At 45.4% G+C, this 20,094-nt stretch carries 23 protein-coding genes; 5 read left to right on the top strand and 18 right to left on the bottom strand.

Translation table 11 applies throughout. From position 1 onward, the window contains the following. Positions 1-386: 386 nt before the first annotated feature. The 10 genes from M1J35_RS21790 to M1J35_RS21835 all read right to left on the bottom strand — a co-directional run bounded on the left by M1J35_RS21790 (position 387) and on the right by M1J35_RS21835 (position 9,212). Positions 387-704 carry a thioredoxin family protein gene (locus tag M1J35_RS21790; protein ID WP_061809721.1) on the bottom strand — a complete coding sequence of 106 codons (318 nt, stop codon included), beginning with the start codon at positions 702-704 and terminating at the stop codon, positions 387-389. A gap of 2 nt (positions 705-706) precedes the next feature. Continuing rightward, complete coding sequence (locus tag M1J35_RS21795) at positions 707-1,066, bottom strand: toprim domain-containing protein (RefSeq protein WP_082197523.1); 360 nt, start codon at positions 1,064-1,066, stop codon at positions 707-709. 177 nt (positions 1,067-1,243) lie between these two features. Then, positions 1,244-1,480, bottom strand: a complete 237-nt coding sequence (locus tag M1J35_RS21800; RefSeq protein ID WP_034764025.1) for a YusG family protein — start codon at positions 1,478-1,480, stop codon at positions 1,244-1,246. Positions 1,481-1,573: 93 nt separating this feature from the next. Next, complete coding sequence (gene gcvH, locus M1J35_RS21805; RefSeq protein ID WP_061809722.1) at positions 1,574-1,957, bottom strand: glycine cleavage system protein GcvH; 384 nt, start codon at positions 1,955-1,957, stop codon at positions 1,574-1,576. Positions 1,958-2,085: 128 nt separating this feature from the next. Then, the gene (locus M1J35_RS21810) at positions 2,086-2,442 is read right to left on the bottom strand and encodes an arsenate reductase family protein (protein ID WP_254653826.1); all 357 of its coding nucleotides are present in this window, start codon (positions 2,440-2,442) and stop codon (positions 2,086-2,088) included. A gap of 113 nt (positions 2,443-2,555) precedes the next feature. After that, positions 2,556-2,858, bottom strand: coding sequence for an ArsR/SmtB family transcription factor (locus M1J35_RS21815; RefSeq protein ID WP_034764033.1), 303 nt, complete (start codon positions 2,856-2,858; stop codon positions 2,556-2,558). Between the two features lie 31 nt (positions 2,859-2,889). After that, a complete protein-coding gene (locus tag M1J35_RS21820) occupies positions 2,890-3,669 on the bottom strand; it encodes an SDR family NAD(P)-dependent oxidoreductase (RefSeq protein ID WP_254652261.1) in 780 nt (259 codons plus the stop codon). A gap of 134 nt (positions 3,670-3,803) precedes the next feature. Further along, positions 3,804-5,588, bottom strand: a complete 1,785-nt coding sequence (locus tag M1J35_RS21825; RefSeq protein ID WP_254652262.1) for an acyl-CoA dehydrogenase family protein — start codon at positions 5,586-5,588, stop codon at positions 3,804-3,806. A 68-nt stretch (positions 5,589-5,656) separates the two neighbouring features. Next, the gene (locus M1J35_RS21830; protein ID WP_061809725.1) at positions 5,657-6,835 is read right to left on the bottom strand and encodes an acetyl-CoA C-acetyltransferase; all 1,179 of its coding nucleotides are present in this window, start codon (positions 6,833-6,835) and stop codon (positions 5,657-5,659) included. A gap of 37 nt (positions 6,836-6,872) precedes the next feature. Beyond that, entirely contained in the window at positions 6,873-9,212 is a 2,340-nt protein-coding gene (locus M1J35_RS21835) for a 3-hydroxyacyl-CoA dehydrogenase/enoyl-CoA hydratase family protein (RefSeq protein ID WP_254653827.1), read from the bottom strand. Between the two features lie 477 nt (positions 9,213-9,689). On the opposite strand from M1J35_RS21835, the gene M1J35_RS21840 reads away from it, so the two are divergent. Both M1J35_RS21840 and M1J35_RS21845 read left to right on the top strand, forming a co-directional pair. Continuing rightward, positions 9,690-9,827, top strand: a complete 138-nt coding sequence (locus M1J35_RS21840) for a YuzL family protein (protein WP_079532050.1) — start codon at positions 9,690-9,692, stop codon at positions 9,825-9,827. Between the two features lie 233 nt (positions 9,828-10,060). After that, positions 10,061-10,687, top strand: coding sequence for a YczE/YyaS/YitT family protein (locus M1J35_RS21845; protein WP_061809726.1), 627 nt, complete (start codon positions 10,061-10,063; stop codon positions 10,685-10,687). Positions 10,688-10,739: 52 nt separating this feature from the next. Here the strand turns inward: M1J35_RS21845 and M1J35_RS21850 are convergent, their stop codons facing one another. The 3 genes from M1J35_RS21850 to M1J35_RS21860 all read right to left on the bottom strand — a co-directional run bounded on the left by M1J35_RS21850 (position 10,740) and on the right by M1J35_RS21860 (position 13,795). Beyond that, complete coding sequence (locus M1J35_RS21850) at positions 10,740-12,221, bottom strand: potassium/proton antiporter (RefSeq protein ID WP_224522008.1); 1,482 nt, start codon at positions 12,219-12,221, stop codon at positions 10,740-10,742. Positions 12,222-12,311: 90 nt separating this feature from the next. Beyond that, positions 12,312-12,806, bottom strand: coding sequence for a GNAT family N-acetyltransferase (locus M1J35_RS21855; protein WP_224522007.1), 495 nt, complete (start codon positions 12,804-12,806; stop codon positions 12,312-12,314). Between the two features lie 71 nt (positions 12,807-12,877). Continuing rightward, on the bottom strand, positions 12,878-13,795 hold the full coding sequence (locus M1J35_RS21860; protein WP_254652263.1) for a proline dehydrogenase family protein: 918 nt from the start codon (positions 13,793-13,795) through the stop codon (positions 12,878-12,880). A 324-nt stretch (positions 13,796-14,119) separates the two neighbouring features. Between M1J35_RS21860 and M1J35_RS21865 the strand changes: the two genes are divergently transcribed. Then, a complete protein-coding gene (locus tag M1J35_RS21865; protein WP_254652264.1) occupies positions 14,120-14,377 on the top strand; it encodes a hypothetical protein in 258 nt (85 codons plus the stop codon). A gap of 17 nt (positions 14,378-14,394) precedes the next feature. After that, positions 14,395-14,742: a spore coat protein gene (locus tag M1J35_RS21870; RefSeq protein WP_148970081.1), complete on the top strand. Its 348-nt coding sequence runs from the start codon at positions 14,395-14,397 to the stop codon at positions 14,740-14,742. A 99-nt stretch (positions 14,743-14,841) separates the two neighbouring features. On the opposite strand, the gene M1J35_RS21875 is transcribed toward M1J35_RS21870, so the two are convergent. The 5 genes from M1J35_RS21875 to M1J35_RS21895 are packed head-to-tail and all read right to left on the bottom strand — an operon-like array spanning position 14,842 to position 18,763. After that, a complete protein-coding gene (locus tag M1J35_RS21875; RefSeq protein WP_254652265.1) occupies positions 14,842-15,105 on the bottom strand; it encodes a DUF2573 family protein in 264 nt (87 codons plus the stop codon). 26 nt (positions 15,106-15,131) lie between these two features. Then, positions 15,132-15,917 (bottom strand): IucA/IucC family C-terminal-domain containing protein, encoded by a 786-nt coding sequence (locus M1J35_RS21880; protein WP_254652266.1) that lies wholly within the window; start codon positions 15,915-15,917, stop codon positions 15,132-15,134. Beyond that, positions 15,884-16,702, bottom strand: coding sequence for an ABC transporter ATP-binding protein (locus tag M1J35_RS21885; RefSeq protein ID WP_254652267.1), 819 nt, complete (start codon positions 16,700-16,702; stop codon positions 15,884-15,886). The genes M1J35_RS21880 and M1J35_RS21885 overlap by 34 nt, the downstream gene beginning before the upstream one ends. 15 nt (positions 16,703-16,717) lie before the next feature. Beyond that, a complete protein-coding gene (locus tag M1J35_RS21890) occupies positions 16,718-17,773 on the bottom strand; it encodes a FecCD family ABC transporter permease (protein WP_254652268.1) in 1,056 nt (351 codons plus the stop codon). Positions 17,774-17,776: 3 nt separating this feature from the next. Continuing rightward, on the bottom strand, positions 17,777-18,763 hold the full coding sequence (locus M1J35_RS21895) for a FecCD family ABC transporter permease (protein WP_254652269.1): 987 nt from the start codon (positions 18,761-18,763) through the stop codon (positions 17,777-17,779). Positions 18,764-18,978: 215 nt separating this feature from the next. Here M1J35_RS21895 and M1J35_RS21900 point away from each other — a divergent pair, with 215 nt between their 5' ends. Further along, complete coding sequence (locus M1J35_RS21900) at positions 18,979-19,938, top strand: ABC transporter substrate-binding protein (protein WP_254652270.1); 960 nt, start codon at positions 18,979-18,981, stop codon at positions 19,936-19,938. Positions 19,939-20,094: the final 156 nt, after the last annotated feature.

Below are 20,094 nucleotides of genomic sequence, written 5' to 3' on the forward strand. Positions count from 1 at the left end.
CCAGTCAAAAAATGATGGGATTCGAAACATTTCCCAAGAAATATGTCCTCGTTTGTAGAAAGAAAATGACTACTTTCGTAAACTTTTTCTGTTTTTTATCAGCATCGTGCTGGTTGATTTCCGCTCCAGATGCTCGCTTTCCTCGGGGCGTGAGTTGAGCCTCCTCGTGCTTCGCCCTGCGGGGTCTCAACTTTCCCGCTATTCCCGAAGGAGTCGAGCATCTTCCGCTCCAATCAACACTAATAATGTACTTCTCAAATTAGTTCGTTTTAATAATCATTTATTCATATGTGTTGAGAGGGCAATTTCCTCCTATTTCTAAAGCTGGTGAAGAATAGAAGTGAAGACAAAATAAAAAGACCTTTCATAAAGGTCTCTTATCCCCACTAGATGTTTTGGATTTTGTTGATGGTTTCGTATAGGAATGGGACGGATTGAAAGGCATAGATTCTTTCCATTTCCTGTCCATCTTTAAATAAAAGAAGGCAGGGGACGCTTTCAATGGATTGTTCTTCGGCAAATTGGGGCAGATAGTTCAGGTTCGCCTTCACAAAATGAAATGACTGGGGGAGTTTCTCGACCACTTCCAACATTTTACCCGCGACCTGACACGTACCACACATCGGTGTATATAGATAAACGGCTTCCAACGCATGGGATCTGATCGATTCGTTTAATTCTTCTGTCTGGCTTACCTCCAACAAAACTAAATCATCCTTTTTCCAAGATATTCTTTATGCACATCGATATTGGCACCAATGAGAACGGAGGCAAGATGATATTCCGGGGCCGCGGCCACTTCCTTATACATCCGGTCTATATAAAGGTGTTCCGCCTCGGGGAATTCACGCTTGAATTGTTTACGTAACTTCTCCCCTGCATCATCCGCATCGACGAGGATGTATACATCCCTTTCAAACAGCTCATCGATGAGTTCGTCCATTTTGGTGATGCTTATCGTTCCATTTGTGCAAATAATTTCAATCGGTTCTTTGATTATGTCTCTTACTTTCCGCTTGTCTGTTGTACCTTCGACAATGATTACCTTTTCGTCAAGTTCCATCATGATCATCACCTTATCTTTCAGAAATAAGATTAGGATAGTATATTCAGATAACAAGAGATGATGTCCACTTTCTACTCATATTTTCTCATGTTTACAAAAAATAGTGCAAGTGGTTTGTTTCATTGCTTATAGAAATGGTGCCAGATCCATACACGAATCTGGCACCGCGGGTCACCTTTAACACCATCCACCTTCGTCGCAATCCGTGTACCTTGCATCATGGCCTTCGGTGGAAGTATAGTTCTGATAAATTTTATTTTCTTTTGCTTCGAAGTTCGGTTCCATTGTCAGTCCATCAAGGGGCAAGGACGTTTTACCGATTGGCTGACCGTCGAGGAATAATTCGACTTCACCATTTTTCAGCCTGCCTGTCACCCTGCTTGTGACATCTAATTTCTTTGGTTCAAGTACCATGCGTATTCATCCTTTCTTTTTGCGAATACCCATATGATGCCCAAAAAGAAAAACAAAACACCTTGAGAAATCCTCAAGGTGTCCAGGTGGAAATTATCCTTCATTGATCATTTTATCATACTCTTCAGCTGTCATCAGCTTGTCTACTTCTCCAGTGTCTGTTGGTTCCACAACGACCATCCATGCTTTTTCATAAGGTGATTCGTTCACGAACTCAGGGCTGTCGGACAGCTCTTCATTCACTTCTACAACCTTACCGGAAACAGGTGCGTATAGCTCAGAAACGGTCTTTACCGATTCAACACTGCCGAAAGGCTCGTCCGCTTTGATTTCATCTCCAACTTCAGGTAACTCGACGAATACGATATCGCCCAGCTCAGATTGTGCAAATGATGTGATTCCTACGCGTACATTTTCCCCTTCAACTTTGACCCACTCGTGTTCTTCTGAATAACGAAGTTCTTTCGGTGTACTCATTCTCTATCCCTCCAAATGCTAGTTATACAACCTAATATTGACACACTTTTCATCGAAAAAGCAAGAAAACTAAGTGTGAATAATGAAACTTTTTCATCGTCCACGATCTGGAAATCACGAAGCCGATTTTACTTCCAGGTTTCTTCGAATGTTTCCTCTTTGAATCCTACTGTCACCTTGCTTCCATCCGTTGTGATCGGACGTTTGATCAGCATCCCGTCAGAGGAAAGGATTTCTAATAATTCATCGTCTGAAGCTGAATTCACTTTATCTTTAAGACCCAGTTCACGATACTTTTTGCCGCTTGTATTGAAGAACTTCTTCAGAGGAAGCCCACTCTTTTCGTACAGGCTTTTAAGCTCCATTTTTGACGGGGGATTTTCTACAATATGTATTTCATCTATGGAGAGACCCTGGTCCTCCAGCCACTTTTTTGCTTTCTTGCATGTACCGCATTTTGGGTAAGAATAAAAAGTCAATGACATCATTGCACCACCTTTCCTGGTAGGTACCGGATAGGGTGTATTGCCCATCCGGTCACCGTGAATCTATTTCTTACATTCGACAATATTCGTTAGTATCCTTCTTTTCCGGAACATTACTCACATTGATTTTCAACGGTTTGTACCAATTCTTTAAGAAGGACGGTTGCGTTGTCCAGCTCAAGAGAATAGAAACGCTGTGTTCCTTTTTGCTCCAGTGACACCAGTTGCTGATCTCTGAGGATTTTTAGATGATGGGACACAGCAGGTCGGGATAATGTCAGATTTTCTGTTATTTGATTGACCGTCAGAGGTTCTTGTTCAGCAAGAAGTAAAATGATGTCCTGACGATAAGGATCACTCAACGCTTGGAATAATGGAATACAAGCACGGAATGTATCGATTGCTTTTTGACCCATAGCCTTCTCCCTTCTGCTCATTCACGTATCATTATACCCGTTCTTGTACCTTGCGAACAATATTCGTGACCATTTTACGCGGCATGAATCGAATCGCCTGAGTCAGTAACCGGTTTTTCATGCCTGGTACGATCACTACTTTGTCCTTTGTCATCATTTGTTTATAGCCTTCTTCCACAACCTCTTCGACACTCATCACACCCGACTGGAAGAGCTTAGAGGACTGAAGTTCGGCCGCGTCACTGAATCCTGTTTCGGTCGCACCCGGGCAAAGAGCCGTCACTTTGACCCCATGACTGGACCATTCATTGGCCAAAGCTTCCGAGAAGGACAGGACATACGCTTTTGTTGCATAGTAAACGGCCATCAATGGTCCAGGCTGAAATGCCGCTGTTGACGCAACGTTTAATATACGGCCATTCTTCCGGCTCACCATTTCCTTCCCAATATACTTACTCAGCTCTGTCAGGGCCGTGATATTCACTTGGATCATATCCAGTTCTTTGGAAAGTTCCGTGTCCTCAAACTCCCCGAATAATCCGAATCCGGCATTATTGATGAGGATATCAACCTGAAGCCCGTGAGCTTTGATGCCCTCATATAATTCTTTTGCTGCTCCGGCTTTGGAAAGATCAGTGGGGAACACGTAGGTGTTCACACCGTATTTGTTCTTGAGTTCTTCTGCAACAGTCAGGAGTTTCCCCTCGCTTCTTGCTGCCAGAATCACGTCATGGCCCGAGCTTGCAAACTTATGACAAAAATTCAGTCCGATCCCGCTTGAAGCCCCTGTAATAAAAACCGTTTTATTCATCTATTATGACCACCTTATATTATATGTTTAAACACTTAAACGTTTAAGTGTTTAAACATATAATAATTTATTAAAGAGGGAATGTCAATAAAAGAGGGACGGACCTCCAAATCGGAGGTCAGTCCCTGCATTACTTACAGTGCATATTTTTCTACATCGATCAGTTTTTCTGACGCTTCACGCTTCACTGCGATCACGTTGATCGGTGTGTGGCGTGTGAATTTACGAAGTGCTGACAGCATCATGCGCAGTGTGTCACCAGTTTCAGTTGCCACAAGCGTTTCTTTTGCATGCTGTTCAATTTCGTTGAAAGCTTCTTGACAGAAGATTTGTGTGTAAAGAAGTTTTTGTTTCGCTTTCTCCACTCCACCTTTTTCAATCGCTTTTTCCGTTCTAAGGACAACGGATTCCATTGCGTAGGCTTGTGAAACGATATCCGCAATGTTAACAAGGATTTCCTGTTCTTTTTCAAGGGCTTTACCATATTTCTGTGCAGCCAATCCTGCCAGCATCAAACCGATTTTCTTGGCATTTTTCACAAGGTACTTCTCTTGTGCCAATGGCTCATCGCCCACTTCTTCAGGCATAAGCATCATCAATTCTTCTTGAAGAGCCTGCGCTTTTTGAAGTAATGGCAGTTCACCTTTCATGGCTTTACGAAGGTATGTGCCTGGAACAAGAAGTCGGTTGATTTCATTCGTTCCTTCGAAGATACGGTTGATACGGGAATCACGGTACATTCTTTCAATTTCATATTCCTGCATAAATCCGTATCCACCGTGAAGCTGAACGCCTTCGTCAACGATATAATCAAGCACTTCTGTGGCGAAGAATTTGTTTAGTGAACACTCGATTGCATATTCCGCAATGGATTTTGCAACCTCTGTCCCATTCTTTACTTCTTCATCCGTCAGTTTGCTCATGCGATCCTCGAATAATCCTACTGTACGGTAAACGGACGATTCCGCAGCGTACAATTTAGACGCCATAGTAGCAAGCTTTTCTTTCGTCAAGTTGAAGCTTGAGATCGGAGTTTTGAACTGCTGGCGCTGATTCGTGTATTGAACCGTTACTTCAAGGGCACGTTTACTTGCTCCGACAGCGCCTACTCCCAATTTGTAACGCCCAATGTTCAAGATATTGAAGGCGATGATGTGGCCTTTACCGGCATCCCCAAGAAGGTTCTCCACTGGGATTTCAGCATCTTCAAGGATCAATGTACGAGTCGATGAGCTCTTGATTCCCATTTTCTTTTCTTCAGGCCCTGTTGAAACGCCAGGGAATTCTTTTTCTACGATGAATGCTGAGAAATGCTCCCCATCAATTTTTGCATACACAACGAATACATCGGCAAATGCAGAGTTTGTGATCCATTGTTTTTCTCCGTTCAGGATGTAGTGCGTACCTTCTGCGTTTAATTTAGCCGTTGTTTTCGCACCAAGTGCATCTGAACCTGAACCTGGCTCCGTCAATGCATAGGCTGCTAATTTTTCACCGGTGGAAAGGGCAGGAAGATACTTTTGCTTCTGCTCTTCGTTACCAAATAGGACGATCGGAAGGGATCCGATCCCTACATGAGCTCCGTGAGAGATGGAGAATCCGCCTGCACGTGACATTTTTTCAGCAATCAAAGCCGAACTTACTTTATCAAGTCCCAGTCCGCCGTACTCTTCAGGTACATCTGCTCCCAGAAGACCAAGATCCCCTGCTTCTTTTAAAAGACGTACAGAATGATCGAACTCATGATTTTCCAGATTATCAATGACAGGTACGACTTCATTCAGCACATAGTCCTCTGTCGTTTTCGCAATCATTTTTTGCTCGTCGGAATAATCCTCCGGTGTGAAAACTTGCTCAAAGCTTACATCTTCAATTAAAAAACTTCCACCCTTGATTAGCTTTTCTGTTTGATTCGCCATTTCGAATCCCCCTAATATGATATTTTGAAAGAGTAGAGGGCCTCGGGAATCGAGGTCCGTCCCTCCTGTTAACCGATTAATTCAAATACGCCTGCTGCTCCCATTCCGCCGCCGATACACATGGTGACGATACCGAATTGCTGGTTTCTGCGTTTCATTTCATGGACCAGTGAAAGAGTCAGCTTCGCGCCGGTACATCCCAGTGGATGACCGAGAGCGATGGCTCCACCATTCACGTTCACTCGTTCTTCATCCAATCCCAGCTGACGGATGACCTGGATCGATTGGGAAGCAAATGCTTCATTCAGTTCAAATAATCCGATATCCGAAAGCTCTAGTCCTGCCATTTTAAGTGCCCGTGGGATTGCTTCCACAGGGCCGATTCCCATAATTTCAGGCGGTACACCCGCTACTGCGAAGCTTCTGAATTTCGCCATCGGCTGCAGACCTAATGATCCTGCCTTTTCACGGTCCATCACCATGACTGCCGCTGCTCCGTCGCTCGTTTGTGATGAGTTCCCTGCCGTTACAGAGCCTTTCACATTGAAAGCCGGTCGTAATTTAGCCAGTACTTCCGAACTTGTTCCGGCACGTACACCTTCATCTTTTGTGAATTGGAAGGATTTCTCAACGAATTTATTTTCACCGTTCACTGAACGATGGAGTACATCAACAGGTACGATTTCATCATCGAATTTCCCTTCAGCGATCGCCTTGGCCGCTTTTTGATGACTTCGTACGGCAAAGGCATCTTGATCTTCACGGGATACGCCGAACTTCGTTGCAACCTGTTCTGCTGTATGACCCATGCTCATGTAATATTGAGGGGCGTTTTCAGCAAGCTTCGAGTTCGGACGGACCACATGGCCCATCATCGGGACAAGACTCATGGATTCCGCTCCACCAGCGATCGCCGTGTCAGAATGACCGAGCATGATTTTTTCAGCCGCATAGGCAATGGATTGTAAACCTGATGAACAGTAACGGTTGATGGTGATTGCCGGTACGGAATCAGGAAGACCTGCAAGTCCCCCGATATTCCGTGCCATATTCAACCCTTGCTCTGCTTCCGGCATTGCACACCCGATGATCAAGTCATCGATGTTCCCTTCATAATTCCCTGCACGCTTAAGGGTTTCTTTTACTACAAGTGCTCCAAGATCATCCGGTCTTACCTGAGCCAATGATCCTTTTCGAGATTTTCCGACTGGTGTTCTTGCACCAGCGACAATGACTGCTTCGCGCATGATATTCCCCCGCTTTCTACTATGATTGAAACGCTGATTAGTTGCGTAATGGTTTTCCTTTTACAAGCATGTGCTGCATTCTTTGCTGAGACTTAGGCTGTGCAACAAGGCTTAGGAATGCTTCTCTTTCAAGATCCAACAGATACTGTTCATCAACTTCTGTTCCGTATGGTACTTTTCCGCCTGCAATCACATAAGCAAGCTTCTTCGCGATCATCAGATCGTGGTCAGAAATAAAGCCTGATTGGAACATGGACTGAGCTCCAAGAAGAAGAGTGGCATATCCCGGCTCACCTACGACCGGAACCTTTTTACGGATCGGAGCCGAGTAACCTGCTTCGTATAGGCTGAGTGCTGCCTGTTTTGCATCATATAGTAAATGATCATTGTTCACGCTGACTCCATCGGCTTTATTTAAGAAATTATTATCCCTTGCTTCATCACCGGATGTGGAGACCTTCGCCATGGCAATCGTTTCGAATACTTTATTGGCCACTTTTTGAAGATCGAATTCCACACCGTTTGGCAGGTTGGCTAAGTGCTTCATATAAAGCTCTTTGTTTCCGCCTCCCCCAGGGATCAATCCTACACCGACTTCAACCAATCCCATATACGTTTCCATGGAAGCCTGGATGTGGGCAGCCGGTAGGCAGACTTCACTTCCTCCGCCTAATGTCATACCGAATGGTGCTGCAACAACTGGTTTAGAGGAATATTTAATCTTCATCATCGCCTGCTGGAAGTGTTTCACGACCATGTCAATTTCAAAGACATTGTCATCCTGTGCTTCCATAAGGATCATGGCAAGGTTTGCTCCGACACAGAAGTTCTTGCCCTGGTTTCCAATGACGAGACCTTTGTAGTTCTTCTCTACTTCATCAACGGCAAAATTGATCATTTGCGTGATATCCATGCCGATGGCGTTATTTGGGGAATGGAATTCAAGAAGGGCGATTCCGTCCCCGATGTCAATCAGGCTTGCACCGGAATTCTTTTTGATGAGCTTTCCTGAGTTCTTCAGCGCCTTTAAGTCAATTGCCTTCGGGTTACGTTCTACAAGTCGATACTCGCCATTGTGATAGAAGTAACGCTTACCATTTTCTTCTTTATAGAATGTGGAGTTGCCTTCTGAAAGCATCGTCTCCACCCACTGTGGTACAGTGCGGCCTTCTTCCTTCATACGGGTTACTGATTTTTCAACTCCGATTGCATCCCATGTTTCAAATGGTCCCATTTCCCAACCGAAGCCCCATTTCATGGCTTGGTCGATGCCCACGATGTCATCGGCAATTTCACCATGCAGCTCGGCTGAATACGTTAAGACCGGAGACACGATATTCCACAGTAGGGATCCTGCCTGATCTTTTGCATAAACAAGTGACTTGACTTTATTTTTTAAGCCTTTTTCATTTTTCGCCATTTCAAGTGAAGCTGTTTTCAGCTTTTGGCGGGGCTGATAGTCCATCGTCTCAGGGTTCAGCTCCAGGATTTCCTTCCCTTTCTTAAGGAAGAAGCCCTGCCCGCTCTTACTTCCAAGCCAGCCGTTTTCAAGCATTTTCTGCATGAATGCCGGTACTTCGAACACCTTCTGTTCTTCGCCTTCGACCTGGTCATACACATTTTTTGCAACATGTGCGAATGTATCAAGACCTACGACATCAAGTGTACGGAAAGTGGCGCTTTTCGGTCTTCCGATCGTCGGTCCTGTAATGGAGTCGACTTCCCCTACAGAGTAGCCACCCTTCAACATTTCCTGCACCGTGATCAGTAAGCCATACGTTCCGATACGGTTCGCAATGAAGTTTGGCGTATCCTTCGCCATGACGACACCCTTACCGAGGACATCTTCACCAAATGCCTTCATGAAGCTCACGACTTCAGGATCCGTCTTCTTCGTCGGAATCACTTCAAGGAGTTTCAAGTATCTTGGCGGATTGAAGAAATGCGTTCCTAAGAAATTCTTTTGAAAATCTTCTGTGCGCCCTTCTGACATCGCTTCGATCGAAATCCCTGACGTATTGGAACTGATGATGCTCCCCGGCTTGCGGTAGCGTTCCACTTGTTCGAATACTTTCTTCTTAATATCCAGATTCTCAACGACTACTTCGATGACCCAGTCACAATCACTGATATATTGAAGGTCATCCTCGAAGTTACCTGCCGTAATAAGTGAAGCATTCTGTTTGGACGTCAGTGGTGCCGGTTTTTGCTTAAAGAGCTTTTTTAAAGCGTTTTCACTAAACTGATTGCGAAACGCCTTGCTCTCTTCTGTCAATCCCTTTGCTTTATGTTCGTCTGTCAATTCTCTTGGTACGATATCTAATAACATTGTCGGGATGCCGATATTTGCAAGATGCGCGGCTATTCCTGAACCCATGACTCCTGATCCTAACACTGCGGCTTTCTGAATTCTACGAACCAATGGTATTTCCCCCTTATACACACTTTGAATGAATACTCATTCATTTTTCACTTAAAAAAAAGACTCGAATGAGTTCCTGTTACATCTAATATATCGGAAATTCTAAAATATCGCAATATTTAAAGAGTTAAATTTACAAAAAATTCACTATTGTCTCTCCGAACCTACATGGGCAATCGTCTAAACCAGCCTATTCACCCACCCAAGTCCACGTGCCTCCACACAAGCGCCAACCTATCCTCTCCTATTATATATATGAAATGTTGGAGGGACGGACCTTGGGTAGACGACCATTTCTGCTCCCATTTTTTGTGGCAAGCCCGATATCAAAGGGTTTACATGCTCTGGCGTCTTCGTTTCCACTGAAAATTGGAGGTCCGTCCCTCATATTTTTTTGGGGATCCGGGAATGTTAGGGGTGGAGGTGTTCAAGATGGCGAAGCAGAAGAAGAATCCTTCTAAGGCTGGGGTTAGTGCAGCGAGTGTGAAGGGGGATGCCGGTCCGACGGTTGAGATGGACGGCGGCGGCAAGCGAAACAGTCAAAACAATCAATTTAAGAAGCAACCATAGGAATGGGAGATGGCACCTGATAAAAAATGATCGGGTGCTGTTTTTTTATTTAGCGTCCTCCCCTCTCCCATACAAAAATTAACTTTGCCTTCCCGTTCATTTTACAGTAAACTATTACTATCAATTTAAAGACGTCAGACCTCCTACTTTACCACCAGCATCACAGTCAAAGTAGCACGTCTGTTTTTTTAAGTATATGAATGATAACGTTTACAGATAAGGAGACTATGTGAATGAAGCGCAGATTTTTGTTTTTTACGATTGGACTTTTCATTTTAACGATGGGGGTTGCCCTGATCATTAAGTCGGGCCTCGGAGCTTCTGCCTGGGATGCCCTCGCAGTCGGGGAGTCGAATATGTTCGGATTTACCGTTGGGACGGCCGTATTTATCAATGGGATTGTGTTGATCGGTCTCAATGCCCTCATTATGAAAAAGAAACCTGATGTCCTCGCGGCAGGATCAATTCTTGTCATTGGCCTTTTAATCGATTTTTGGCTGCTTGTTGTCTTTAACAATTATGCACCCGGGATGCTCTTGAATCAGCTGGTTGCCCTGGCTTCCGGGATCTTGACGATGGGGCTTGGAATTGCGATTTACCTTCAGGCGAAGTTTCCAGCGAGTCCGATGGATACTCTTATGGTAGCCATCCATACACGTTTCGGGTTAAACCTTCGTAACTCCCGGATCATCAGTGAAGGGTTTGCCCTTTCCCTGGCATTTCTCTTTAAAGGGGATATCGGAATCGGGACGATCATTGTTACCCTCACTTTAGGGTTCGTGGTTCAGTACAGCTTCCCGTTATTCGAACAGCTCTTCGAGAAAAAAACAATGGGAAAAGCAGCTGTTTCTGCTGACTGATCTTCATTTAAAAAAAGCAATCTTTCCAAAATGGAAGATTGCTTTTTTTCTATCATACTGGATCAACTTTTGTTGAGGGGCTTACATTCCCTTTTTCATTCAACAGTTTATTGACACGCTTTCTCTGACTTTTATCGGCCATTACATAAAGTGTATCGCCTGCTTTAATCATGGTATCCCCTGTGGGAGTGATCAATTCATTGTGTCGGATGACCGCAGAGATCAACGTTTTTTCAGGGAGTTCGATGTCTTTAATCATCCTGTTTGTAATAGAGGCATCGTCATTAATGAGGACTTCAAGCATTTCATTATTTGTTTTCCCGATGGAAACGATTTCGATGCTGTGGGCGACCGGCGGTTTTTCTTCTCCTGCAAGCTTAAGATAGTTGGCCAGAGGGGAGATGGTCGTTCCCTGGATGAGAGCAGAGAGCAGCACGACGAAAAACACGACGTTGAAGATGACTTCGTTGTTTTCAATTCCTGCCACCATCGGATACGTTGCCAATACGATCGGGACCGCGCCCTTTAAGCCTGCCCATGATATGAAGAATTTCTCTTTAGTGGTGAAGTTCTTCGCCAGCGCTAAGCTTAAATAGACTCCGAGAGGTCTCGCTACTACAATCAACAGAATCGCAAGTATGATTCCCTGCCAAGCTATCCCCGGAAGGTGCTGTGGGAAGACCAGCAATCCCAGGAGGATGAACATGACGATCTGCATCATCCACGCAAATCCTTCATTGAAGCGGACAATGGAATGGCGGTAGGTGAGTTCCTTATTCCCGACGACGATTGCCATGATATACACGGCCAAGAGACCACTCGCCTCCAGAATGCTTGTGAAGGCATAAGTGAATATGGCAAGGGAGATGGACAGGACCGGATACAGTCCGGATGAATCCAGATTGATTCGATTGATGATCCACACGGATGCGAGACCCAGGACCAGTCCAAGTACCAAGCCCATTCCCATCTGCCAAAAGAAGCTCAGGATCAGGGAAGCGGGATTCAATCCAGGGAATTGAATCAATTGTAAAAATGCAACGGTTAAGAAAATGGCCATGGGGTCATTACTGCCGGACTCCGCTTCAAGTGTGGCAGATATCTTCGGTTTGATGTTTTTGTTCCCAAGTACGGAAAACACTGCTGCAGCGTCGGTTGACCCGACGATAGCCCCAAATAACATCCCTTCAAGCCAGCTCACGCCGAGTATATACTTGGCTGCCACCCCGATGGATACGGTGGTTGCGACCACCCCGATGGTTGCAAGTGTTAGGGCGGGCTTATACACCTTCTGCACATTCCCCCATTTCGTCTGAAGTCCGCCCTCGAACAAAATGATGATGAGTGCAAGCGTACCGATGAATTGGGTCATAGGGGCATTATCAAAGAAGAAGTATGTATTTAAGACCATTCCCACGATGATGAACAGAATCAATGAGGGGACACCTAATCGTGTGGAGAATTTAGCGGTGATCACACCGACCAACAGCAAGAGGCCAAGGAGCAGGGTCAAATTATCAATGGTTATTTCCATAATATCGCCTCTTATTTCATGAAGATTATTCCTTTCTATCATATAACATTGTGAATTCCGTAACAATTATTATGCCTTCCTCACCAGCCCCTATAAATGCTTGCCCATAATGATATATTCATGTGGGACATTCGGATAAAACCCTTCCCGGATGACCTTAAATCCCCCGGCATGATAAAAAGCGATGGCCGTGTGATTATCTTTGCGGGTCGTGAGGAGGACCCGTTTCTCTTTTCTATTTTGCAGTAATTGCCCAACCAGTAGCTTCCCGATCCCCCTGCCTCTGTATGCTGGGTCGACCCCCAGTTCCACCAGCTCCATGCAATCTTTCATCCATTCAGGTTCGGAATGTAAATGACGTGCCAGCAGTTCGTGATAGTATTGACCCTTTCTTGAAGAATAACCATAAATATATCCTGCCACTTGTTCATCGATAATGGCGAGGTATCCCTCAAAAAGGGGATACGTGGAATGCCGTTTGAATTGGTCTTCCATTCCCCTTGGATCCACCTGAAATAGCCTGCAATATAACGAAATCATTTTCTTGAAATACTTTCCTTCCACCCGAAAAGGAACAATCTTCATTCTCCCTTCCTCCCATCTCCTAAATAAATAAGACCCTATGAGCTTCCATAGAGTCTTTATCTTACTTACTATTATTTTTTCATGACCCCTTTTAGAACAAAGGCGACGTTGGCCGGTCTTTCAGCCAGTCTTCTCATGAAGTATCCGTACCAGTCCGTGCCGTATGGAACATAGACGCGCATTTTGTAGCCTTCCTTGACCAGTTCATGCTGACGTTCCACACGGATGCCGAAAAGCATTTGAAACTCGAACTGATCACGCGGGATCTTGTATTCTTCCACGAGTCTCTTCGTATATTCGATCATCTCATCATCATGGGTGGCAATCGCCGTATAATTCCCGTTCAATAGATGAGTCTTGATGATTTTTTTGAAATTCTCGTCCACGTCCTTCTTTTCCGGGAACGCAACTTCAGGTGACTCTTTATACGCCCCTTTTACAAGACGCAGATTGGGGGAATACGCATTCAAATCATCGATATCCTTTTCTGTTCTATATAAATAGGCTTGGATGACCGTGCCGATGTTATCATACTCTGACTTCAGCCTCGTGAAAATATCAATGGTCTTTCCACAGCGGGAATAGTCTTCCATGTCAATGGTCACGAATACGTTCTGTTTGGTTGCTTCTTCAAGAATCATTCTCATATTCTTCATGACTACCTCTTCAGAAATATCCAGTCCCATTGAAGTCATTTTTAGGGATAGCTGAGAGTCGAGTTTCTCTCTCCCGATGGCACGAATCGCCTCTACACATTCAAGGGCCATTTCGTTTGCTTCACGCTCATTGTCCACAAACTCTCCCAAATAGTCGATCGTTACAACAAGATTCTGACTATTCAGCTCACGAATAACCTCAACTGCCTGCAGGATGGAAGCCCCCGCAACGAACCGACCGGCACCAAAACGCAGGCCATACTTTTTGGCAAGTTTCGTCATCGGCTTATTTTTTGAAAGGAATAAAAAGAAATTACGCATTGCTTGCTCCATGTTGCTTACCCCCTGAAAAAACATATATATCCTACTATGAAACCGTTTTCTTTATTGCTAAAAAAGAGAAGGTTCATACTATTAGTATATTTACCAACATTTTATCACCTTTTAAACGATTTGAATATACTTTCAAAACTTTCTTAGTAGAATATTATCGGAATTTGTAAATACGTGAATAAGGATGTTGGATAGTAGGAAAACTAACCTTTGCCTTCTGATGATACCGCTTTCTTACCGTGCCGTATACAGGGTAATATTACCTATCCGAAAGCACCTGAGAAAGGGTATCGAAGACTAAAAAAGGAAACGGAGGAATGGAATATGCAACAACAACCTCAACAAGGGAGCCAGCAGCAAACGTACACACAGCCGCCGCATATGCTCACTACGAAGGATTCACTTTATTTAAATGACATGCTTGCCTGGAATCTGACTGCCATGAAGAAATGTCATTTTGCCGCTGCTCACTGTCAGGATACGGAGATTAAAGCGGAGCTCGATAAATGCGGCCAGATGCATCAGCGCCATTACCAGCAGCTGCTTGCCCATCTAAATACAGCCAACCAAACTATGATGTAGAAAGGAGTCCTTAAACCATGAATCAACAGAATCAGCAAAAAATCCAAAATCCTCAAACGCAAGTGCCGGAAACGCCACAAATGAATGATCGCGACTTCATTACGGATGTCCTGTCCCATGAAAAATATATGACGGCTTCCTATTGTACGGCTTTGAATGAAGCAAGCCATCAAGCTTTATATCAGGATCTCCTGACGATTTTCAACGAAACGCAAAATGCCCAACGGGAATTATACAATGAAATGTTCCGCAAAGGCTGGTACAAGCTGGAGGCTGCCGACAGCCAAAAGATCCAGCAGTCCTATCAGCAGCATCAGCAGTATTCTTCCCAATTTCCATATGGGTACGGCGGTCAGGTCCAATAATGAACGGAAGGCAGACTCGGGTCTGCCTTTTTTTGTTGGTTAGAATCCAAAAAAAAGCACCCTCTTCACACCAGTAGGGTACTTTTTCAATCAGTATCGTCATTCATCTTTTTTCTTCCTGCTCATTTCCGCCCGATGTGCTTCATTCATCTCTTTGATCTCCCCGACGATCCGTTTCATTTCATCTTTCCCCTCCGGGTAGAGGGAGTTCCAATGTTTCACCAGTGCCGGCATGTTCTTCGCGATAAATGAGTAAAGAGCGTATTGTGTCACCATTTCTTTCTTCCTTGCGTCGGTTTCACCCACCAACAGTTCCGTGTACTTTTCAAGTAACGCATCAAATTGTTCAGGGAATTCCTTCATTGCGTTAGCCTCCTTGCAAATGTGAATTAGGTCTTTTTAACCAGACAGGTCTGCGGACAAGTTTTACAGCGATATTGTTCCCCGTTCTCAAATCTGTAGGAGAAGCAGCATGTTTTTCTGACACGCATTTTTTCCATTTTCCCCTCTACATTTACTTTTCCGCTATAATATCTGGCCAGTGGATTTCGGTGATAGTTTCCGAACAAGGGGCTGTTTTCATCTGACAGGAGCACCCGCAGTTGGTCATCACGGCCGCTCCCCGTCCCATCGTTTAGAAGGAAGTCATCACTCTCGAATATCCAGAATACATATACGGCAATGTTTTCCCAAAGAATCAGGTTCGATAGCTTTGTGGCATGTTTAATCGACTGAATCACGTGATCGAGATGATCCCGGAAAATGGATTGAATGAACATCTTCTTTTCTTCAAGGGATGTAAACTCCGTCACCGACGCATCCTTCAAGTGGAATTGAGGCATCCATAATCCATTTTTCTCCCCATCGACCATGATCAGGTTTTCAGGCTTGAGATTCAATTTCTTATCCCAGTATGTCATGGTCATTAAACCCATTGCTGCTACAAACGCATAGCGCTTCATAAATAAGGAGGCTGCCACTTTAAGGTCATCCGTCCCGATCAGGGAGCGACGCTGGGATAAATAGGATTTCATCTTCCCGCCATCCAGGAATGAGGTTGCCTCTTCCCCTTTTAAAGCAGGGGCGGACGCGTGGAAACGGTATTTCCTCAAGATCTCCCACTGCTGTTCGGTGAGGGTGCTCATCCTGTCCCCACTGCGTCTTTCAAGATGCATCGTCCTTTACCGAACGGGATGCATAAAGGCGTGCCGAATAATGGGTCCCGGGATACCTGGCAGTCCATATCGAACACATTTTTCACGAGTTCACAGCTGATCACCTCTTCGGGTTTTCCTTGAGCATAGATCTGTTTATCCCGGATGGCTACGATATTATGGGCGTATCTGCAGGCAAGGTTCAGGTCATGAAGGACCATGACGATGGTGCGCTGCTCTTTCTCATTCAGTTCGAATAATAAGTCCAGTATCTCGATCTGATGGGTCATATCAAGATACGTCGTTGGCTCATCCAACAGGATGATGTCTGTATCCTGTGCGAGTGTCAGGGCAATCCACGCGCGCTGCCTCTGCCCTCCCGATAGTTCATCCACTTTCCGGTGCTGCAGATCCTCCATCTTCGTTGCTTTCAACGCATCCTGGACAATTTCTTCATCTTTCTGTGACCATTGCTTGAGCCAGGTTTGATGAGGGTAGCGCCCCTGCTTGACGAGCTGAAGGACGGTCAGCCCTTCTGGAGCCGTTGGGGACTGAGGAAGAATGGCCATTTTACGAGCGACTTCCTTCGTTGACAAACGTGAGATCGCCTCCCCATCCAACAGGACCGATCCCTGCTTCGGCTTAAGCAGACGGGCAATGGAACGAAGAAGCGTGGATTTCCCGCAGCCGTTCCCGCCGATGAAGACCGAAATCTCCCCTTGTGGAATGTCAATATTCAATTCATCGATGATCGTCCGTTCCCCGTAAGATAGAGTCAAATCCTTCGTTTGTAGTACGTCACTCATCTATGGCCAACTCCTTTAAGAATTTCTTGTTTTGAATAAAAGATAGATAAAATACGGTGCGCCGATCGCTGCCGTAAAGACACCCGCCGGGACTTCGAGTGGCAGGAAGAGTGTCCTGCCGATCAAGTCTGCCACCATGACGAGGATCCCGCCGATCAGGGCTGCAGTCGGAAGTAATGCCCCGAAAGAAGAACCGACCATCCTCCTTGCCATGTGGGGAGCCATCAAGCCTACAAAGCCGATTCCACCGGCAAATGCGACGGCTCCCCCCACTAATGCCGTTGACATGAGAAGGAGAAAGAACCGCTGCCGTTGAACATTCCCTCCAACACTAGTGGCGATTTCTTCGCCTAGTTCCTGTATATTCAGCTGACGGGTAATAAAGAAGCTTAACAGGATAAAGACCAGGCTCCAAGGAAGCAGGATCCACACATCCTGCCAGTCAGAACCGTTCACTGTACCCGTGATCCAGATATTTGCCTGACTGGCCCTGTAGATCGGGCCGAGTATCATAAGCAACGTGGTCAAAGCTTGAGTCAAAGCCGAGATACCAATGCCGATCAGAACGAGTCTGACAGGTGATACCCCTTTTCGCCAGGCTAAAAAGTAAACCAGAAAGGCAATGACGGTTGCGCCGATGAATGCAGCAACCGGCAGCCATTTAATGCTGACCATCAACGTATTATCATCATTGCTGAAAAGGGTCAGGAAGGCTACGACAGCCGCTCCCGCTCCTCCTGTGATACCGATGATGTCCGGTGAAGCAAGGGGGTTGCGTATCATCCCTTGAAGGATTCCCCCGGCAACGGCTAACGCCATCCCGGCAAGCAGTGCGATGAGGATCCGCGGCAGGCGGAATGACGTCACCACGAGGTGCTCCAGGCTCGTCCCCCCTCCAAAGAAGACACTGATCACCTTCCATGGGGCAATCTTCAAGTCCCCTATTCCTGTACTCATGATCAGAACCAGGAATGTAATCAAACCCAGGATGGTTATTTTTTTAAGTGCTGAAAGATCAACGAGCATCGAAACACGGTCCTGTAGCCATCGTTTTCCTATAAATCGATTCATCGGTTAAAACCCCTTCCTTGCCACATACACGAAGAATGGTGCTCCGATGATGGCGGTCATGACACCGACTGGCACTTCCTGGGGCATGATGACGTAGCGTGCTCCAATGTCGGCAACCAGTAATAAGATCGCTCCGAGAAGTCCCGAGAAAGGAATCAGCCACCTGTGGTCCACACCGATGATTTTCCTTGCTAAATGTGGAATGACAATCCCGATGAAACCGATGGGGCCGGCTACAGCGACGGATCCACCAGCCAAGAGGACGACCACCAATAAAGCAAGAAACTTGATTACATTCGTTTTCAGGCCGAGTCCTTTCGCCACATCTTCCCCCATGGCGAGGATATTCATCTTGCCGGCAATAAAGAGGGCAAGAATCCAGCCAGCCACTATATAGGGAAAGACCCCGCTCAATATATCAAGACTTCTTCCCTGGACAGATCCCGCGAGCCAGAATAACACCTGCTCAAGTGCCGCTTCGTTCAAGACAAGTAATCCCTGTGTAAAGGAAGAAAACATAGCGGTGATTGCCGCCCCTGCAAGCGTCAGCTTCATAGGCGTCAAGCCTTTATCTCCGGCAGAGCTGATGACGAATACGCCGACCGCTGCAATGGCGGCACCAAGAAAGGCGAGCCACGTAAAGGATTGCAGGTTGGTTACGCCAAAGAGCGTTACCGCTACGACCACCATAAAAGCTCCCCCTGCATTGATTCCGAAAATCCCTGGAGATGCGAGGGGATTATTGGTCAACGTTTGCATCAAAACCCCTGAAATCGCAAGGGAACCACCTACGGCCGCTGCAATGAGCGCCCTTGGTAACCGGATGGTCTGAAGCACGATATGCTCCGTCGATCCAGTAGGGTTGGAAAAAGCCTCGATGGCAGTTTGCCAACTTGTATCCGTGTATCCGTATACAATACTGATCCCGATGCACAGGATAAGAAAAAGAAATGTTCCTATAAATAAAAGAAGCTTTTTTTGAATAGTCATTATGTGCTAACCTTTCTATTCCTTAAAGGAAAGGAAATCAATTAAACCATCACGTACTGTTCTTCCCTCTCTATTCTAAAGAAGAATAAAAGGAGCGTCAATGACTTTGAAAATCATTATCATTTAGGTATTGACAATGAAAACCTTCTCAACTACCATTATGAGTGTAAATGATAATCATTATCACCGATAACATATATCAGGAGGATCTACATATGAAATTAAAAAGCTTACTATCTTTACTGTTGATCTCTACGCTTCTCTTTCTTGCTGCCTGCGGAAATAAAGAAGAAAAAGAGGGGTCTGCAGGAAATGATGCGAATGAAGAAACGTATACAGTGAAACACGCAATGGGGACGACGGAAATCAAAGGAACGCCAAAGAAAGTTGTCATCCTCACAAATGAAGGAACCGAGGCCCTCCTTGCCATGGGTGTCACTCCCGTTGGTGCCGTTCAATCTTGGACAGGTGATCCTTGGTATGACCACATCGCCGACAAGATGAAAGACGTGGAAGTCGTGGGTACAGAGAGCGAATTAAACATGGAAGCGATCGCAAAGCTTCAACCGGACCTGATTATCGGGAACAAAATGCGCCAGGAAGAGCAGTACAATCAGTTGAAAGACATCGCTCCAACCTTCATGGCCGAAACATTGCGCGGTAACTGGAAAGAAAATTTCGAGTTATATGCCAAAGCAGTGAATAAAGAAGATAAGGGTCAGGAAGTATTAGCGGAGTACGATCAGCGAATTGAAGATCTGAAAGGGAAACTCGGCGATAAACTGAATCAAAAAGTTTCCATGGTCCGCTTTTTAGCTGGAGACGTAAGAATTTATCATAAAGATTCATTCTCAGGAGTGATCTTGGATCAACTAGGGTTCGCCCGTCCTGAAGGTCAGGATGTAGATGACTTTGCAGAAAAGGGTGTAACGAAAGAACGCATCCCGGCAATGGACGGAGATGTCCTGTTCTACTTCACATATGAAACAGGCGACGGCGAAGCGAACAAACTTGCTGAAGAGTGGCTGAACGATCCGTTGTTCAAAAACCTCGAAGTAGCAAAACAAGACAAAGTATATGAAGTAAGTGATGCGATTTGGAACACGGCAGGCGGGGTCCTGGCCGCAAATGAGATGCTCGATGATATTGAAAAGTATTTCCTGGAACAGGAATAAACGTTAGCTGGAAAGGGCATCCCCCTTTCCGGCTTTTTCTGTGCTGATTTTCATGAGCACTTTACGTATTTTTCCCTATCCCCCTTCCTTTTTCATAATTCTCCTTTTTTCGGTAACACTACAGGATAGACCATACATCGGACATGAGGGATTAGT

It is taken from the genome of Rossellomorea sp. KS-H15a (genome assembly GCF_024195245.1).
GTDB classification, from domain to species: domain Bacteria; phylum Bacillota; class Bacilli; order Bacillales; family Bacillaceae_B; genus Rossellomorea; species Rossellomorea vietnamensis.

Bases quoted from the DNA above. Each gene is read 5' to 3' on its own strand.
- M1J35_RS21870 (WP_148970081.1), top strand. From the start codon at position 14,395: ATGAATCAACAGAATCAGCAAAAAATCCAAAATCCTCAAACGCAAGTG.
- M1J35_RS21880 (WP_254652266.1), bottom strand. From the start codon at position 15,917: ATGCATCTTGAAAGACGCAGTGGGGACAGGATGAGCACCCTCACCGAA.
- M1J35_RS21855 (WP_224522007.1), bottom strand. From the start codon at position 12,806: ATGAAGATTGTTCCTTTTCGGGTGGAAGGAAAGTATTTCAAGAAAATG.
- M1J35_RS21800 (WP_034764025.1), bottom strand. From the start codon at position 1,480: ATGGTACTTGAACCAAAGAAATTAGATGTCACAAGCAGGGTGACAGGC.
- M1J35_RS21895 (WP_254652269.1), bottom strand. From the start codon at position 18,763: ATGACTATTCAAAAAAAGCTTCTTTTATTTATAGGAACATTTCTTTTT.
- M1J35_RS21835 (WP_254653827.1), bottom strand. From the start codon at position 9,212: ATGGGTTCAGGAATAGCCGCGCATCTTGCAAATATCGGCATCCCGACA.
- M1J35_RS21885 (WP_254652267.1), bottom strand. From the start codon at position 16,702: ATGAGTGACGTACTACAAACGAAGGATTTGACTCTATCTTACGGGGAA.
- M1J35_RS21820 (WP_254652261.1), bottom strand. From the start codon at position 3,669: ATGAATAAAACGGTTTTTATTACAGGGGCTTCAAGCGGGATCGGACTG.
- M1J35_RS21860 (WP_254652263.1), bottom strand. From the start codon at position 13,795: ATGGAGCAAGCAATGCGTAATTTCTTTTTATTCCTTTCAAAAAATAAG.
- M1J35_RS21875 (WP_254652265.1), bottom strand. From the start codon at position 15,105: ATGAAGGAATTCCCTGAACAATTTGATGCGTTACTTGAAAAGTACACG.
- M1J35_RS21845 (WP_061809726.1), top strand. From the start codon at position 10,061: ATGAAGCGCAGATTTTTGTTTTTTACGATTGGACTTTTCATTTTAACG.
- M1J35_RS21795 (WP_082197523.1), bottom strand. From the start codon at position 1,066: ATGATGGAACTTGACGAAAAGGTAATCATTGTCGAAGGTACAACAGAC.
- M1J35_RS21890 (WP_254652268.1), bottom strand. From the start codon at position 17,773: ATGAATCGATTTATAGGAAAACGATGGCTACAGGACCGTGTTTCGATG.
- gcvH (WP_061809722.1), bottom strand. From the start codon at position 1,957: ATGAGTACACCGAAAGAACTTCGTTATTCAGAAGAACACGAGTGGGTC.
- M1J35_RS21810 (WP_254653826.1), bottom strand. From the start codon at position 2,442: ATGTCATTGACTTTTTATTCTTACCCAAAATGCGGTACATGCAAGAAA.
- M1J35_RS21825 (WP_254652262.1), bottom strand. From the start codon at position 5,588: ATGGCGAATCAAACAGAAAAGCTAATCAAGGGTGGAAGTTTTTTAATT.
- M1J35_RS21850 (WP_224522008.1), bottom strand. From the start codon at position 12,221: ATGGAAATAACCATTGATAATTTGACCCTGCTCCTTGGCCTCTTGCTG.
- M1J35_RS21840 (WP_079532050.1), top strand. From the start codon at position 9,690: ATGGCGAAGCAGAAGAAGAATCCTTCTAAGGCTGGGGTTAGTGCAGCG.
- M1J35_RS21830 (WP_061809725.1), bottom strand. From the start codon at position 6,835: ATGCGCGAAGCAGTCATTGTCGCTGGTGCAAGAACACCAGTCGGAAAA.
- M1J35_RS21815 (WP_034764033.1), bottom strand. From the start codon at position 2,858: ATGGGTCAAAAAGCAATCGATACATTCCGTGCTTGTATTCCATTATTC.
- M1J35_RS21865 (WP_254652264.1), top strand. From the start codon at position 14,120: ATGCAACAACAACCTCAACAAGGGAGCCAGCAGCAAACGTACACACAG.
- M1J35_RS21900 (WP_254652270.1), top strand. From the start codon at position 18,979: ATGAAATTAAAAAGCTTACTATCTTTACTGTTGATCTCTACGCTTCTC.